At 47.3% G+C, this 14,383-nt stretch carries 13 protein-coding genes; 3 read left to right on the top strand and 10 right to left on the bottom strand.

What is annotated here, in order from left to right:
- Positions 1-295 precede the first annotated feature (295 nt).
- Positions 296-1,303: an Rpn family recombination-promoting nuclease/putative transposase gene (locus tag CRN95_RS06385; RefSeq protein ID WP_097020412.1), complete on the top strand. Its 1,008-nt coding sequence runs from the start codon at positions 296-298 to the stop codon at positions 1,301-1,303.
- Positions 1,304-1,482: 179 nt separating this feature from the next.
- On the opposite strand, the gene CRN95_RS06380 is transcribed toward CRN95_RS06385, so the two are convergent.
- Positions 1,483-3,540, bottom strand: a complete 2,058-nt coding sequence (locus CRN95_RS06380) for a fibro-slime domain-containing protein (RefSeq protein WP_097020411.1) — start codon at positions 3,538-3,540, stop codon at positions 1,483-1,485.
- Between the two features lie 94 nt (positions 3,541-3,634).
- On the opposite strand from CRN95_RS06380, the gene CRN95_RS06375 reads away from it, so the two are divergent.
- The gene (locus CRN95_RS06375) at positions 3,635-3,844 is read left to right on the top strand and encodes a hypothetical protein (RefSeq protein ID WP_097020410.1); all 210 of its coding nucleotides are present in this window, start codon (positions 3,635-3,637) and stop codon (positions 3,842-3,844) included.
- A gap of 14 nt (positions 3,845-3,858) precedes the next feature.
- Here the strand turns inward: CRN95_RS06375 and CRN95_RS06370 are convergent, their stop codons facing one another.
- From CRN95_RS06370 to CRN95_RS06350, 5 genes are read right to left on the bottom strand one after another with little or no spacing between them, the layout of a single operon-like run.
- Positions 3,859-4,581, bottom strand: coding sequence for an NUDIX domain-containing protein (locus tag CRN95_RS06370; RefSeq protein ID WP_097020409.1), 723 nt, complete (start codon positions 4,579-4,581; stop codon positions 3,859-3,861).
- Positions 4,578-5,702: a hypothetical protein gene (locus CRN95_RS06365; RefSeq protein WP_097020408.1), complete on the bottom strand. Its 1,125-nt coding sequence runs from the start codon at positions 5,700-5,702 to the stop codon at positions 4,578-4,580. The genes CRN95_RS06370 and CRN95_RS06365 overlap by 4 nt, the downstream gene beginning before the upstream one ends.
- A gap of 10 nt (positions 5,703-5,712) precedes the next feature.
- Positions 5,713-6,627, bottom strand: coding sequence for a peptidase M23 (locus CRN95_RS06360; RefSeq protein WP_088629415.1), 915 nt, complete (start codon positions 6,625-6,627; stop codon positions 5,713-5,715).
- Positions 6,628-6,630: 3 nt separating this feature from the next.
- Positions 6,631-7,203, bottom strand: a complete 573-nt coding sequence (locus CRN95_RS06355; protein ID WP_235002910.1) for an STAS domain-containing protein — start codon at positions 7,201-7,203, stop codon at positions 6,631-6,633.
- Between the two features lie 8 nt (positions 7,204-7,211).
- Positions 7,212-8,468, bottom strand: coding sequence for a hypothetical protein (locus CRN95_RS06350; protein ID WP_145993969.1), 1,257 nt, complete (start codon positions 8,466-8,468; stop codon positions 7,212-7,214).
- A 60-nt stretch (positions 8,469-8,528) separates the two neighbouring features.
- On the opposite strand from CRN95_RS06350, the gene CRN95_RS06345 reads away from it, so the two are divergent.
- Positions 8,529-9,425 (top strand): tyrosine-type recombinase/integrase, encoded by an 897-nt coding sequence (locus CRN95_RS06345; protein WP_097020406.1) that lies wholly within the window; start codon positions 8,529-8,531, stop codon positions 9,423-9,425.
- A gap of 5 nt (positions 9,426-9,430) precedes the next feature.
- On the opposite strand, the gene CRN95_RS06340 is transcribed toward CRN95_RS06345, so the two are convergent.
- The 4 genes from CRN95_RS06340 to CRN95_RS06325 form a co-directional block, all read right to left on the bottom strand.
- Positions 9,431-10,552, bottom strand: a complete 1,122-nt coding sequence (locus CRN95_RS06340) for a hypothetical protein (RefSeq protein ID WP_097020405.1) — start codon at positions 10,550-10,552, stop codon at positions 9,431-9,433.
- 8 nt (positions 10,553-10,560) lie between these two features.
- Positions 10,561-11,766, bottom strand: a complete 1,206-nt coding sequence (locus CRN95_RS06335; protein ID WP_235002909.1) for a hypothetical protein — start codon at positions 11,764-11,766, stop codon at positions 10,561-10,563.
- 322 nt (positions 11,767-12,088) lie between these two features.
- Positions 12,089-12,625 (bottom strand): DUF4416 family protein, encoded by a 537-nt coding sequence (locus CRN95_RS06330; RefSeq protein WP_097020404.1) that lies wholly within the window; start codon positions 12,623-12,625, stop codon positions 12,089-12,091.
- Between the two features lie 3 nt (positions 12,626-12,628).
- The gene (locus CRN95_RS06325; RefSeq protein ID WP_235002908.1) at positions 12,629-13,774 is read right to left on the bottom strand and encodes a zinc-dependent metalloprotease family protein; all 1,146 of its coding nucleotides are present in this window, start codon (positions 13,772-13,774) and stop codon (positions 12,629-12,631) included.
- Between the last annotated feature and the right edge of the window lie 609 nt (positions 13,775-14,383).

Genomic DNA, 14,383 nt, shown 5'->3' with positions numbered 1-14,383 from the left:
GCACGTCTACTCCGCTTTATCTATTTTCACTATTACGACGAGAAAGACCCGCTGACAGAGGCGTACGCATCCACGGGCGGGAACATTCCTTCTCGCAGTCGTAGGTCCGGTATTGACGGAAGCGGCGGCTTGACCACCCCTGCCTTGGAAAACCCATGCGGAATACGCTGCGATACATATCCCGACCGTTATAAAGATTGTCGGCTTTGAAATAAACTAACCAATAACAATACACAAAGCGTGTACGTTTTTTAGCGTACACATATCCTCCGCTATATAGCGAATTTGGAGTCCTATGAATAAAGAACAATACGCAGCAATGCTCAAAGACATCAGCGAAACACATAAGCAAGGAGGCGACACCCATAAGTGCATTATGGAATACCGTGAAAAATACAAGTACGCCTATATTTACAACGACACGATTTTCAAGATGATTTTCGGAAATCCCGAAAACATGGAAATGACAGCAAACTTCCTGAATGCAATTCTCAAGTTGGATGGCGGAGACTGTATCGACAACCTCACCTTCGTAAACCCAGCCGTAAATAGCGCTTTCAGCAAAACAACAACCTCAGATATTGTTGCAGAAAACCAGCGTCTTGAGCGCATCGTTCTTGAGGTCCAGCACGTAGAAGACGAAACATACAGCGATCGACTTGTTTTCTATACCGCAAAACATACAATAGCAAGCAAGGTTCGCGGAGATAGCTACTGGCTTCGCGATTTAAACCTCATTAGTCTGCAAATGTTCAACGGTTTCCCCGATTCTAAAAATTATCGACATAGCATCAGGCTTAAAAACCAAGATAACGAAGAATTTTTCAAGAAACAGACAGTCACGCTTGTTGAAATTCCCAAATTCATAAAAGGGAACTATGCTTCAGACCAAAGCCTCCTCGCACAATGGCTTCGAGTTATAGATGGACTCAACAACGAAAACCCTATTGCTGTTCCAAGTGAATCCATATTCGCTCTATTGCAGAAAAAGGCCGAATTGAGTATCTTTACAGAAGAATTTCTTGTAAGTGAGGCTATGGCTATGAGCGACCGTCTTTACGAAATGTACGTTGAAAAGAAGCACGCCCGTGCAGAAGGACATTCCGAAGGATTTGCAGAAGGCCGTGCAGAAGGTCATTCTGAAGGAGTAGCCGAAGAACGCAAAAGAGCAGACGAAGAACGTCGTGAAATGGCAAAAGCCATGCTTGCAGAAGGCGACTCCGTTGAAAAGGTCGTACGCATATCCAAGCTTCCTGAAGCCGAGATTCTAGCACTCAAGGAAAGCCTCGCGCAAAGCAAGTAACAAAGTTTTTTCAATACACAAAAAAAGACCCCGAAAGGGGTCTTTTCGTTTAAGCTAATACTTTAATTACAGAAAAACTTTATCCATATTATCAAAAGATCAAGGCCTGCGGGAATCCCGTGTGCCACTTTTCGCTAGAGATTTCATATTCAAATTAATGTTATTCTCACCAAAAACTATCAATCTTCACAGTATTCAATTTCTGGATTTTCTTCAGGTTTCTTTGGATTATCCACACGTTCTGAGGAATAGAGATTTTCGGCCCACCATTCCATTTCTTCAAAACGTTCCACTTGCTGCCCAGACGACGATGTTACAACGAAAGTCATGAGCTTGCTCCAGGACATAATCTGGTTCCAGACATCATTAGAGAAGTTTCCGCCATTGCCATCATCATCAAGGCCCTTGCTATACGGCACATTAAAAGCGATGCGGTCATCTGCCAAGAGTCCACCATCAACGACGTTACCTGCAGCATCCTTCAAGACTCCCGTAAACTGATACATAAAACCATCGGCTCCCTTATCAATCGGATCCTTTATGGAAGTGATATAAAAACCATTCACAACAGTCTGCATTTTGCCATTCACATTGGTCTCGCGCATCACCAGCAACGACGGCGACCCCAAACTCATAATATTTGCTACACTAGCGTCACTCAATGGCGTATTCAGGTACATCGAATTTACGGCACTACCATTCTTATCAACTTTCGTAACAACATTATTTATCGTGGGATAGCCAAAACGAGTCGGAGCGACTTCGGCCAAAGAAGAACGGATATAAACATTAGAACCATCGGACTGACGATTTGCATAGAAAATATGCAAGTGATGCCAAGTATCATCGGCCCAGCCAGTAACATCAGAGGCACCAGCGCAATTGGAGTAAGCGGCTAAAGGCTCACCCGCATGGCAACCGTGGTTATTATAGGCAAGGACTTTAATATCAACCTTACCTGGGGCAGGCGCATGCGTTCCGCCCAAGTCCACAACGAGCACGCCATCCACAAAAATCCACATATCATCATCACCGACAAATTCAAATGTTTCTGGCAACGGAACCTGATTCGATAATTTGTACTTAAATTTAGCATACCCCATCATGGTAAATCCATAATTACGCAAGTGCTGTAAGCCAAGCTTACCATTTTCCGCAGCTGCCAGAGCAGCAGCACTTAGGCCCGATCCCGCTGAATTTACAGCACGCGGTCCACCATAATTCAGCCAAGACTGGCAAAGCTTATACGTATTTTGTCCCCACGCATCCTGCTGAGTATGCGCATACTGATAGTCAAAAGGCGGGCAATAAATAGAAAGCGACTGAGGGTCAAACTGATCCGGATATTTGGCACTAATCCATGACCTTGTCACAGGATCAATGCTATCCAGCGGAAAGAAACCACCATTGTTGTAATTTTGTTCAAAAATAAAGTATTTGGTGCCATTTGGATCTTTCGGTATATCCATTGTCGTGTTGATACGCTTGTTTACACCAGGAACATCAGCATACCACTGTTCAAAGTACTGGTTATCACATGCCTCCGTCGCTTTTAAAATTTTCACGTCATTCAGCATATCAATTTCGCTACTAGCACCTGGAGCAAAAGCCAAATGCGGAGAGACCATTCCCGGCGTATAAATAACCGGATTTGACCAAGTCATATCCCCTGCGACACACTTATAACCACTTACATCATCCGTTGCATTCTTGTAACCTTGCTGAAAAGATCCCAGATTATGTCGTGTACAATCACCATACTCCAAGGCCTTTTCCGAAGAAACCGTCTGCAAGTACGCAGGCAACGCAGGATTTACCATCATCGGAAGACCATCAGCACCAATCTGCACCCCACTACCAAGCAAAGCATTACCACAGGTATAATGATACGGGGCATTACTGTACCACGTAACATCATAACCATTAAGGTTCATCGCCGTACCAGTTGAAGTCTTGTAATTATAAACATCATCCAAATGTTCAGCAGCCACTTCTGAAAAGTTTTCAAAGTCCGGATGATTCGATTGAAAATCACGAATAACGACATCCAATGTCAAGGCGCCAGTATACCCGCCCTCCTTAGCAAGCGCAGAACTCTTTTTAAGGGAACGAGGCACACAGTCAGTATATTTCTGAAAGCGGGATTTTTTATCGGATTTATCCTCCGCTTGTGCACCGTTATCAGCGCATGAATAGAAGAACAATAAAATAGGCAAAATCAAAAGTAATCGTTTCATATCCAAAAATTAGCTTTTTTATAAACACGCGTCAAAAACGCCAAACTTGTTGACGCGCCTCTCGTTGACTCTCACATTATGCTATATTTAAAATATGGCTTACGTACTTCTCATCCTTATCAGCATCGGCGGACTTGCACTCTGCGTTTTTTATCTCAAAAAGAACATTATCCGAATCAAGGAAAAGAATAAGGACGAGCCGAAAAAGTACAAGCGCGTACTGAATTACGTAACAACGGGCCTTTGGTACGGCTACTTGATCCTGTTCTTCGCAGGACTTACAATTAACAATACGATTTTTTAGTAATTAGCGACTAATTAGTAGTACACTTTCTGCGCTTCAAGCCAGCGTTCGTAGAGGAACAGAGCAATAAAGTTCTTTCCGTCGATAAACTGGTGAGCGGCTTCTTCGTAAGGCAAAACTTCCGTACGGATCCATTCGTTTTCATCCGTGTAGGTCTGGTTCCTGCCATCCATCGCATTAAGCTCTTCGCGCGTCACGCTACGTTCAATCGCATAAAGGCGAATGCGTTCATCCAACAGGCCGCAGCTTCCGGCAAAGCCTTCGCTCTTGCCCTTATACCAGAAGTCCATCAAGTCAATCAGTTCGGAGTCCTTCGCCTTGATTTGCGCTTCTTCTTCGAGTTCCGAGAGAGCCACCTTGCGGAAATCGCCCGACCAGTCGAGAATCCCCGCCGGGATTTCAAGTGAATCCGTTTCCGAGATTGCAAATCGCGGCTGACGCACCAAGAGCAAATAACGCTTGCCTTCGCAATGGAGCACAACAAGCACGCCCACAGCATGGCCGCGCACAAGCACAATTCCGTGAACCGGCTTTCCATCCGGCAAAAAGGCCGTCGCATTCAGCTTGATAAACAGCGGTTCATGGCGCTTGCTAAAGTAATCGACCGAAGCAAAATGCACCTTTGTAATCTTGAACTTTTTCTCTGAAGCTTCAAGCCACTGCTTATAAATCTTACTTCCGAGAATTATCGGCTTATCTTCTTCAGGGATTTCAGCAACAAAGGTATATTCAATCATTTTGACTCCGTCGATTCGGCTTCAAGCGTATCACGCGCGACAGTCGCCGATTTCCAAACTTTATACAAACTATCTATCGAAGGACCTTCTTCAGATTCAACCACAAGGCTATCTGTCGCCAGGTCAAATGCAACCCAGTCCTTCTTTGTCGAAGGGCCGCAAGAGCGTTCATTTTCATCGGGAACAAAAAGCTCTCGAATAAAAGTCATATCGCCCTTATAAAGAAGCGCCGTATGCGAGAATTTATTCACCATCGCACATGAGGGAATGTCTTCAACGTAGTACGTGCTCATATGCCATACCGTATCGAGACGTTCCTTCACCTTGCCAAGCGATGTCGAATCGTATTCCCATTTAGAATTCAGGCAGTACGTGGAATCTTCAGAAGCACAAGCATAACGCACCGGCACAAGTGCCGTATCCGATTCTCTCCAACTTGTGGGGTAAACCGTATCGGCAACAACATCATTGCACATGTCTACACGCATGGTGCAGTTTGCACGGAGCGTTCTCCAGTAAAACTTTTGCGGCGTAAGCGAATCCAGCACACGGACAATCGAAGGAGACTTCTTTGTTCGCAGCGGCAACTCGGAAGGTTTCGCAAAAGCAGAATCCACAAAGATTTTAAACGTGTCGCGTTCAATGGTTCCACGGCGGAGCTTGATGGAATCCAAGAGCGAATCCAAGTGATTTTTAATGATGATGTTTGTAATGTTCGGCGAAATGCCGCGACCCGTCAACATTTTAAAAGTCGAATCCGGGCGGTACATTGGCGACGGGCAGTCATCCGTATTCACCTTGATATTCACCTTCGGCAAAAAGACGAGCACCGAATCCTCGAAAGAATAATTCAAGTCAATCGAGGTCAACGAGCAATTTGAAAAAGACCAAATTTGCGAAAGCGTAATGTAAAGCGTATCCGAAATCAGGTGAACCGTCTTGCCCGAGTCAAGTGTCGCACCAAGGAAAAATCCCTCGCCAGATACGGATTTTCCATTCGGCATCACGTCGAGAGGGCCATCGCCATCCTGCGCGCACGACGAAAAAAGCGCCAATATCGAAGACACCAAAAGGAACAACAAGCAAGCAGGGAATTTCAACGCCACAGGTTTACGATTCATACAAACTCACTCAAAACGGCAAATTCTTTTTGAAGTTGGCAATTTGGGCGGAGTCCACCGGATGAGTCGATTTATAGAAATCTCTCCAGCGAACAAACAATCCATTCTGCCGAATGGTCAAGAAGAACGAAGAACTATCCTGCGGAGAAAGGCGACCAACCGCATCCTTGACTCCAAGAGTCTTGCCGACAACAGGCGCCATTTTCCATGAACCAATGCCAAACATACGAGACGTAATTCCGTTCCCGTGATTCAGTTCCACGAACATGCCAAGCGAATCGCGCCCAGCCTCAAGAACAATCCCCGGAAGCACAGGATAAACAGGAGCTTCGCCAAGGCCACTGAATACATCAGCAGAAATTAACGCTTCCTGGCCTTCAAAGTCAAAGTTGTCTACAATCGAAAGAGCCGACCATCCAAGCGGGACATCGGGACACGGCCCAGGGAAAAGGCAACCGGTCTTACTCGAAATCCAGACCTTCGAGGAATCTTCCCGAGTCATATGCAAGAACACATTGCGCGTCGAATCTTCAAGAACGACAAGGAGCGCATCGCCAAAGTCCTTCTTGGAGGCAACCCAATGAATCTTGGCGCCATCACCCGACAAATTCTTCACGTAGCGCAAGAACGTATTCGGGAGCGCAAGAGAATCCGTTACAATCCACGAACACTGTGCAAAGCCATCCTTGAGTTCAAAAGGCGTTCCGTCATACGCTGTACAGCCTGCAATCCAGTCTTCGACAACCGGAGCAACAGGTTCTTCGTTTCCGGGCAGTGGAAGTTTATCCACCAGCATACGGAACCAGCCATTCGTATAGGCGGCAATGATCAAGGCAAAGACAATGATAATTCGGATTAGCGGGAATCTACGGTGTTCACGCTTTCTCTTTCGCTTGCCCTGATATTCTGAAAATTCTACAGCCATCGATTACAAGACCAGATAAGAAACAACTGCAGCAGCAATCAGCAACAAGACGACTACGGCAATGAGAGTTCCCTTCGAAGACGGAGCCTCATCCACAAGCGGATTGGAATCCAGAATTTTCGGTTCAGGCGGCTGCGGTTGCGGAACAACCGGAGCTTCGGGAACAGGTGCCGGAGCAGGCTGCGATGCCACAGGTGCCTCGACAGCAGCCGGTGCGACAGGAGTTTCAGAAACAGGTGCATACGCAGCCATTTCATCTGCACTCATGAAAATGCGGATAAAGCGTTCGAGCCCAACCTTCCTGAGACTTTTTGCAAGCGATTCCTTGTCTGCGAGCACGGCAAACGTCCCGTTCCGTTTGGAAAGTTCCTGATGGAACTGCATAAAGGCATTGTACGCATCGCTATAAACAAAATCAATGCCAGACAGGTCTACGCCAATAAACTTGACTTCATCATTTTCCGCCATTGCCGTACGGAAAATTGCCTTGAAAGATTCTGCATCAAAAGCTCCAATCGGATTGAGCGGAGCCGGAAGCAAAAGGAATAAACCCACATTTTTTGATTCAGTCATCATGTAGTCCTCTATTCCAATATTTCATCGTCAGTTTCTACAATCGGAGTTGCAGGCGCTGTAGGGGCCGTCACAGCCGGTTTTTCAGGAGCCGGAACGGACTGATTCACGGGAGCCTTCGGCGTCTGTTCAACCGGAACTGGCGTTTCCTGAATACGTTCTTCCACGTATTCTTCTGCCGGCAAATATTCCGGTTCTTCCGTTACAAGCTTCTTTGCGGCATCGGTCTTGCTCAAGTGACCTTCTTCTCTCGGCTTATGGCCAAAGAGGTAAGGGCTAAAGCTAATGCTCACGCGATGCACTGGCGAAAACACCGGATGCGATTCAAACGCGTAATCCACCACAAGGAAATTTGCAATCGTAAGACCGGCACCCGCCGTTACACTCTTGAAAGTCGTAAAGCTACTGAGACCGACTCGCAGCTTGAGTCCAAAGTCAAAGGCAAATTCGACACCACCACGACCACCAGACAGCCAATCCAGAGGGTCTTCCCAAATGCGCTCGCCACCGTGAGTGTCTTCGTCAAAATCAAGATCTCTTGCTTCGTGATGGAAAAGCCCAGCACTCTGCCAATAGAAATTGAACTTGCCATAGAGGTATTCCACCGGCAAGCCGTAGCTCAAAGCCAAATAGAATTCAGGAGCAGAATATTCGAACTCCCCCGATTCCCAAGTCGCCGCAGACGATGTCCAGCCCTTCAAAAGACCGGATACGTAAAAATCGTCCATGATCTGGTAACGCGCACTAGCATCGCCACGGAAACCCCAGCCGGTTTGGTCCATATCACGGTAAAGCACATGGAACGCAATACCCAAGTCGAGGCGGTCTATAAACCGACGACCCCAGGCCACAGAAAACACCCAGTCCGCAATAGAAAGCGTATTGTAGTTCGAGCCCTCGGGCACAGGTTCGCCATCCCTGATATACGGGATATCATCGGCACCGAATCTGGAGAACGAAACTCCTATACCCTGTTTTTTCGGGAGCGGAATGACCATCGACGCGTAATCGTACTTGGTATCTTCGTAATAAGCCGTATGCGAGAACGAAGCCCACATGTACTTCGCCAGCGAAAGCTGGTAAGCATTCGTGCCGAGGCCCAGGTAATCCCCTTCGACAGCCAAGGTTGCAGAACCCAAGGCCGCAGAGCGAGCACCCGGCTCCATATCAAGAGTCGCATTCGCGCCCACAACGCGGTCAGCAGCAAAAGCCGATGACACAAACGCACAGGCAAGGAAACAAGTCCGCAGAGATATAAAATTTTTCAAAAAAGACATTTGGTGACAACTAAGATAGATTATTTTTCTTTTTGGAAACAGCGAAGAACAATGCTTTTAGACGAATACATCCAAAATTTTTTGATATACCTGCAAACACAGCGCAGGTATTCCGAAAGGACTGTCGATACATACCGAAAATCGCTTGAAAAATACCTTGCAACACTTGCCGACAACACTCCACTCGAAGCATTCACCGAAATGAGCGTCAAGAATTTTGTTTGGGAACTTAAGATCAAGCAGAAACTCGCGCCCACAAGCATCTGCGAGCACCTCGCCGCATTGAAAAGCTTTGGCAAGTACCTCGTGCGTTCCAAGATTTTGCAGAAAAATCCCGCCGAAGCAGTCCCCATGCCCAAGCGCCCCAAACGCCTTGTGCAGTTTCTCGGGCAAAAGGACCTCGCCGAAGAAAAATTCCCTGAATTGCCCGAAAAGCCGACACTGAAACAAGTCCGCGCAAGGCTCTTACTCGAGCTCATTTACGGCTCGGGGCTCCGCATTTCGGAATGCCAAAGCCTCTGCTGGAATCAATTACAGATAAAAGAAAAACTAGTCCGCGTCATCGGTAAAGGCAACAAGGAGCGAATCGTCCCCATTACAGATGCGCTCACCTTATGGCTTGAAAAATTCAAAGCAGCAGAAATCGAAGCCGGGCACGCCCCAAGCGCTACAAGCTTTGTATTCTTGAGCGAAGGCGGCAAGCCCTACGACATCCGCACTTTAAGAAACGATATCCACGACCTGCTCCGTGAAATCGGCTGGGAAGGCAAAGCAAGCCCGCACGTACTGCGCCACAGCTTTGCCACGCACTTGCTAGAGAACGGCGCCGAGATTATGAGCGTCAAGGAAATGCTCGGGCATTCGAACATTTCCACCACGCAAATCTACACGCACGTGAACGCCGAACGCCTCAAACAAGCCTTCAAGAAAACCCACCCAAGGGCGTAACGCAATTAGAAGAAGCTTCCCTTCACGCCAACAGCGATAGTCCACTGTTGTCCAAAGTCCTTCCAGTCCGGAGCGTTCCACTTTTTCATCGGGCTTTCGTCGTATTCATTCTTGGCATTTGCGCCACCCGCCTTATCATGAATCGGCAACGAGAACGCTAAGAACACCGGGAAATCCGGGTTCGAGAATTCCAAGCCATACACGAGAGAAACAGACCATGCCTGGTGATCCGGATCCGGCTTTGGGTCGTAGACGCCCTCCTTTTCAGAGGATATCCAGGCTACGCCAAGCGGCACCGAGAAGTTCAAGCCAAACGACTGCACAATCCCTTCGCGACCGCGATAGCCATAAGCAATGGAACCACCAATAGACGGAGGCGTAAACGCGCCAAGGTCATTTTCGCCATACGGCTTAAAGCGATACTTGAAGCGGTCGCCATGCTTCTTGGTGTTTTTCCAGTAGCTATCGTTGAATTCATTTTCACCCGAGATCAGATGCATTGCAAACGGGTGCGTATAGCTCAAGCTATAGAGCCAAATGCCCTTGTCCGTATCACGGCTATAGTCCCAGCCAAGCGTGAGCGAGTAAAGCCCGCTACCCTTCTGGAAGCTGCTCGGCAAAATTTCCTGAGAAGCGTCCGTACCGCGCTTGATATCGTACTGGCCCGTCGGAATCGTAAGCGACGCCGAAAGCGAAGCCGCACCGCCACTGCCGATAGTCTTTGAAAAATCAAACGAGATATCGCCAAGGCCGCCCGTACTGCGGTCCACCGGAGCACGGTTACTGCGGTACTGCACTTCACCCTGATGGCTCATGAGCGGAATCGAGACACCCACCTTCGTATCCCAGGTCGGCTTGACCGAAAAGTGCGGATTCACCGAGAGGGCCGAGAAATTCTGCCCCACGTTGTACTTCGTAAAGACTTCGGCTTCGAGGTAACCACCCGAAACGCCCTGGCCAATCCACTTGATGCCATCGCCAGAACCGCCACCGGAACCGCCAGCACCGCAACCGCCAATGGACTGCCACGGAGTCGCAGGCGCCACAGGAGAATTAAAGCCAGCATAAAAAGCAACCGCAACAAGCGCGACTAAAGAACAGCCTTCAATCCAAAAATTCTTTTTCATGTCGAACCTCACGGGAGCTTAAGCAAATATGCGTTGTTAGTACCAGTCGCCAAGAACGCGCCATCGGGAGAACGGCCACCCGTCATAGGAATCGTCGCCACCACGCGATTTTCGCCAACCCATTCTGCAGCGAGGTCCGCAGGAGCGCCCGCCGTCAAACGGATTTCACGCATGACCGTGCGGCCCACAGAACCATCCTGGACAGACGGGTTCGTCAAGTTGTTCGTGTTCAGCATCTGGGAACCCTGCGGGAATTCAGCCCACAGCACAAAAAGACGGCCATTCCATTCAAACCAGTGCGGCTGTGCAGGCTCGGACATCATGTCCTTCGTGCGCGGAATCTTAATAGCCTTAGTCGAAGACGTCGATGTCGGAAGTTCCTGAATATAGGCTTCCCAGCTAAATACACCTTCGTACATGTTATAAACGACAAACTTGCCATCCGGCGAAATTAAAGGACTGTCAATTTTCCAGTCTTCGCGGCCTTCCGGCTTTTCGAGGCGAACGGCCTTGGACTTGGAGCCCTTGGAATAATCGACATAGACGATTTCTTGTGCGCCGCCTTCGCCGTCAACATACGTGAGGCGAACATTCTTCGTGCCAAAGAAACCTTCGACCGTTTTCACGTCGCCATCTTCGTCCGCTTTTGCGGATGGTTCAACCCACACATGCGGAGCCGCATCGACAACATTGCCTTTTTCGTAGAACCAGAACTTTTCCTTGTCCGACGTGCGAACCGCAAAAATACCGTAGTCCAAATCTTCGCAAGCCTTACTGCCATGAATATCATAGCCACGCAAAGCCACAATGTAATCGGCATGAGTCGTCCATTCCGGATCCTGGAACTGGCATTCTCCCTTGGAGAGATCGCGCATCAAATACCACACCACATTATTTGCCGTATCAGACACAGTCAAGCGGTCATGAACCGCCACATCGGTTAAAGAATAGCCATCATCATGCTTTTTCACTTTAAGTTCATCAAAGTTAAGCCAAAGCATCGATCCCGGGAAATTCACCGTATCGTTACTGACAGACGGATTGCAGACCTGCTCGCTTTCATTCTTGTTTCCATCTACAGGATAAATTTTTCCGACAGCAGATTCCGAACTGGAATCCGAATCGTCAGAAGAATCCGCCTTGAACGGATCAGGAGAATAGCATGCAATAAACGAAAAGGCCAAAAGGCCCAAGAGTAAAGGCTTCTTTTTCATCAAAGAGCAATATAAAAAGATTTAGAGATGAGAATTTAAAGAGTTTTTTAGAAGTTCGAATTTAGACGTCATCCTAAGCGAAGGGCTTTGCCCGAAGTCGAAGACTACTCAGAAAGTGAGTGTTGCGTCCATGCTTGCATGGGCATAACCGAGCCAAGGAGTTGGGGCTTTAGCCCCATCCAGTAAAAATTATTCACTAGAAATAACTGGATTCCTCGTCCTGACGGACTCGGAATGACGTTTTAATAACAGAACTCGGAATGACGTTTTACCAACTGAACTTGGAATGACGTTATTCGATTGCGTAATGACGTTTGGGCGACTACGCGCTCTTACGCGCTTTCTTGAACTTTTCGCGGATAAGTTGCAAATCGTGCTGATAGGGATTTCGTACAAAATCATCAAACGCCCAAGCAGTCGAGTGGAAAACGCCCTTGGCATACGTCAAAAGCATATCAAGCCACACGCCCTTGCCCGCATAAAGCTTGAAAGGGCCACGCTTGTAGCTCGGCAGCACGACTTTATCCATATCCATGTAGCCGATATCAATGTTTACATGGCGAAGTTCAGGAGCTTCGGCCGAAGCGGTCGTAAGTTCAAGCGCATTGCTGCGTTCTTTCTCTTCGGCAATCGTCTCCGGCGGGATTTCCTTTTCAAAAGAAACAACCCCGCGATACAAGTCATCGCCCATTTCAGGCTTGTAGTAATCCGTCTTGTCAAAAGCAAAAAGGCGACCCTTATGGCGGATCGGTCCCCAAGTCTTTTCAAGAAGTTCAATAACGTCCGGGTTCCATTCAGACCCTTTCTGCAACACAAACGCAATCAGTTGCGCATTTTCAGAAAATTGAGAAGCTTTCATTTTTTAGTGCGGGAAAATCATCAAAGAAGAGCGAATTATTTCCATTTGCTGTTCCGTAAATATAACATCTATCGTGTCGCTAACCGTTATCGGGAACATAATATTATTCACATCAGGGCAAGTTTCAATGCCGGATTTCGCCAAGCACCCAATACTGTTCCTGTAAACGGCATCGCCAACACCCGCAGTCTTATAAAGGGTGCTACGGAAGACATCTATGCAAAACGGCGTATCCGTCAGACCATCTTCCATATTCGACAAGTCTCCAGACAACACCATTAAACCGCTTTCCGTCTCATGGCTCAAATCCCTTCTTGTCGTAGAAGTGTGTCTGAGCCCAAAGAAATGCCCCGATTCATGGATCGCCGTCATTGCAATAGTATAGGCAGAAAGCAACTCAAGGCCGCCACCCGTCTTTCGAACATGCTCGCCAATTACAACAGAACTTTCATCGCCCGAGCCAAGCACTCCCGAAAACAGGTGCGCAAAACCCATAATTTCATTTTTGCTAATGCTATGCACCATGATGATATTCAACGCATTGCGGAGGTTATCCTCAGGCCATCCAGCAAGTTCGCTGACAAACATATCCTCCGAACTTTCTCCAGCAACCCACGGAATCTCAGCCGGGTACTTATACCCTAAAGTCGGATGAGTATTGGCATAGCGGACATAGAGCGTATCAATCGTTACACCATAATACTTCTCACGGAAAGCGCTTAACAAATAGCTCGAAAATTCTTCTATGCTCAACCCGTCCTTGGTCTTTTCCATGGCTCCCACGACAATTAAGTTGATCGAAAAATGAGTGCTATTCGTGCCGACACCATTTAAACGGACATTTTCCACTTTTCCTTCGTAATACTTTCCATCGACACCAAGCGTCGTAGCCCATATCGACATCTTGTTTTCATGACAAGTAAACGAATAGACATAGCGGTTTCCGACAACTGTAGGCATCAAAGTACGGACTTTTGTGAAATTCACGTAACCTTCGCGACCATTCACTTCGTATGTACGGAACAATTGCAATTCTGGCGTCGGTTGGGTCGGATCGATATCAAAAGATAGCGTATAAGCGGCTTCAGGGTGAACCATCAACATGACACCACGGGCAAGATGCGCCGCGGCAGAATCATTTTTGGCCATGTCATTGGGATATAGTTTAAAATCAATCGACTGGTTTACCGCTGGGAACAAGGTACTTTCGCCACTTGCTTCAACTGTTTCAGAACATGATGTAAAAAAGCTTGTCCATAAAATGCACAAAAGCCCCAATATCCACACTTTTTTACAAAGAATTTTCATAAACAGCGAACCCAACAACACCTTTAATGCGTGTATAAAAAGTAGAGACCCACTTAAAATACAAAAGTTATACGAAAATGAAAAAAAATATCAAAGAAAAAATATTTTTCGCATTTAAGGACCTTTTAGCCCCTCTTGACGGGAAACCCGCATTAATAAGCGCCATCACCGTCATATCAACCATCGTCTCCATAGACAAGCCAAATTTCGCCACATTCCTACTTGGAATAGTGCTTTTATTCACACATTTCTTTAGGCGGCACATCCAATGGGTGATTTTTGTGTCTTTGGCAGCAGGAATTATCGCTCACGAGGGAATTCCGGGGATTTTAGGGTCATCGAACGAGCAATTTACTAGTGAGATAGTTAGCAAAATCGACGCAATCGGTAGTTCCGGGTGCGGGAAAGTCGAATCTAGGCTCCCACGGCCCAAAGGGACAGCGTTTATTA

Origin of the sequence: Fibrobacter sp. UWB16 (genome assembly GCF_900215325.1) — a bacterium.
GTDB lineage: Bacteria > Fibrobacterota > Fibrobacteria > Fibrobacterales > Fibrobacteraceae > Fibrobacter.
The sequence above is the reverse complement of the archived record's forward strand: the minus strand, read 5'-3'. Positions and strand labels throughout refer to the sequence as shown.

What these genes read in the sequence shown, in the direction of transcription:
- CRN95_RS06360 (WP_088629415.1), bottom strand. Translation starts at nt 6,627, where the DNA reads ATGGCTGTAGAATTTTCAGAATATCAGGGCAAGCGAAAGAGAAAGCGT.
- CRN95_RS06335 (WP_235002909.1), bottom strand. Translation starts at nt 11,766, where the DNA reads ATGAAAAAGAAGCCTTTACTCTTGGGCCTTTTGGCCTTTTCGTTTATT.
- CRN95_RS06340 (WP_097020405.1), bottom strand. Translation starts at nt 10,552, where the DNA reads ATGAAAAAGAATTTTTGGATTGAAGGCTGTTCTTTAGTCGCGCTTGTT.
- CRN95_RS06355 (WP_235002910.1), bottom strand. Translation starts at nt 7,203, where the DNA reads ATGATGACTGAATCAAAAAATGTGGGTTTATTCCTTTTGCTTCCGGCT.
- CRN95_RS06345 (WP_097020406.1), top strand. Translation starts at nt 8,529, where the DNA reads ATGCTTTTAGACGAATACATCCAAAATTTTTTGATATACCTGCAAACA.
- CRN95_RS06370 (WP_097020409.1), bottom strand. Translation starts at nt 4,581, where the DNA reads ATGATTGAATATACCTTTGTTGCTGAAATCCCTGAAGAAGATAAGCCG.
- CRN95_RS06330 (WP_097020404.1), bottom strand. Translation starts at nt 12,625, where the DNA reads ATGAAAGCTTCTCAATTTTCTGAAAATGCGCAACTGATTGCGTTTGTG.
- CRN95_RS06325 (WP_235002908.1), bottom strand. Translation starts at nt 13,774, where the DNA reads ATGGCCAAAAATGATTCTGCCGCGGCGCATCTTGCCCGTGGTGTCATG.
- CRN95_RS06375 (WP_097020410.1), top strand. Translation starts at nt 3,635, where the DNA reads ATGGCTTACGTACTTCTCATCCTTATCAGCATCGGCGGACTTGCACTC.
- CRN95_RS06380 (WP_097020411.1), bottom strand. Translation starts at nt 3,540, where the DNA reads ATGAAACGATTACTTTTGATTTTGCCTATTTTATTGTTCTTCTATTCA.
- CRN95_RS06385 (WP_097020412.1), top strand. Translation starts at nt 296, where the DNA reads ATGAATAAAGAACAATACGCAGCAATGCTCAAAGACATCAGCGAAACA.
- CRN95_RS06365 (WP_097020408.1), bottom strand. Translation starts at nt 5,702, where the DNA reads ATGAATCGTAAACCTGTGGCGTTGAAATTCCCTGCTTGCTTGTTGTTC.